This window comes from Mycobacterium sp. 852014-50255_SCH5639931, assembly GCF_001665605.1.
GTDB classification, from domain to species: domain Bacteria; phylum Actinomycetota; class Actinomycetes; order Mycobacteriales; family Mycobacteriaceae; genus Mycobacterium; species Mycobacterium paraffinicum.
In genome coordinates, this window is the sequence record NZ_LZSV01000020.1 from 1 (window position 1) to 1,475 (window position 1,475).

The 1,475-nt window shown below is 69.5% G+C and carries 1 protein-coding gene; it reads left to right on the forward strand.

The window, feature by feature from the left end; genetic code table 11:
- Positions 1-363: 363 nt before the first annotated feature.
- A partial coding sequence (locus tag A5758_RS12555) for a hypothetical protein (RefSeq protein WP_231987298.1) occupies positions 364-1,475 on the forward strand: 1,112 nt, incomplete at its 3' end.

Sequence of the window (1,475 nt, forward strand, 5' to 3'; positions counted from 1 at the left end):
CCCCCCCCCCCCCCCCCCCCCCCATTTTTTTTTCAAGCAGAAGACGGCATACGCCCTGTCTTAGGGTCTCGTGGGCTCGGAGATGTGTATAAGAGACAGCTCCCATGGCGATCAGTGGGACGACTGGCTCCATCGACACCTGGGACACGGACTCCCGATCCCGTAGCCGCGTCCCGCCCCAACCGAAAGTTGCCGCGAGCGCGTAAAATCGTGGGACTAGGGGAACACACGGTGGGGACTCAGTGACCTCTGGCGTTTTCGCGGGGTGCGGCGGCCACGTCCTCACATCAGGACTAGCAATCGAACCTTGGAGGAGCTTTGGACACCGTACTTGGGGTGTCAATGGCGCCGACGGCCGTCCGAATGGTGCTGGTCGAAGGCCAGAATGGCCAGGGCGCCACCGTCGACGAAGACAACTTTGACGTTCCGCCCGAAGATGACGCCGCAACGCTCAGCGCGGCCAACCAGGTAGTCTCCGCGATCCTGGGCACGCGTCAGGGCGCGGCCGAGGGCGGCTACCAACTTGCCTCGACAGGGGTCACCTTCACCGACCCGATCGAGGCCGCCGCGCTACGCGATGCGCTGGCCGCCCACAAGGTCGAGAACGTGATGTTGGTCTCGTCCTTCCTGGCCGCGGCTGCCCTGGCACAAGCGGTCGGCAGCCAGACCAACTATGCGCAAACGGCGCTGCTCTACATCGAGCCCGAAACCGCGACCCTCGCGGTCGTCAACAGCGCCGACGGGTCGATCGCCGACGTCCGCCGGCAGCCCCTGCCGGCCGACGACGAGGCCGCGGTGGCCCAGCTGGCCACGATGGTTTCGCATGCCGAGACGATGGAGACCCGCCCGGACGGCGTGTTCGTCGTCGGCTCTGGCATCGACATCCCCTTGATCAAGCCCGCGCTCGAGGCGGCGACCTCGCTGCCGCTGTCGGCTCCCGAGGAGCCCGAAACGGCGCTGGCCCGAGGCGCGGCGCTGGCCTCGGCGCACGCTCCGTTGTTCTCCTCCTCCACCGCGGCGCTGGCCTACGCCCAAGACCCGGGCACCGGCGCCATCAACCCGTTCGCGATCGCGCCGGGCTACTTCGACACCCCGGGAACCTTGGGCAGGGACGCGCTCGCCTACAGCGCCGTTCCCGACGACGTCGACGACCTCTACACCGGCGCCCACACCGGCGCCACCGCGCTCGTCGACGCGGGCTATCCCGAGCGCCGCTCATTCCGGCTGGTGGGAAGCATCGTGGCGGGCGTCTTCGTCATCGGTGTGGTGGCGCTGGTCGTCTCGCTGGCGATCGCCATCAGGCCCACGGCCAACGTGCGGCCCAGCCCGAACCAGAACGTCGTCGTCGCGCCCACCCGGCCGGCCCCGGCTCCCGAGGCCCCCGCGCCGGCCGAGGCCCCGGCGCCCGCGGCGCCCGCCCCGGCTCCGGCAGCCCCGGCACCCGCTCCCGACGCCCTGTCTCTTATACACATCTG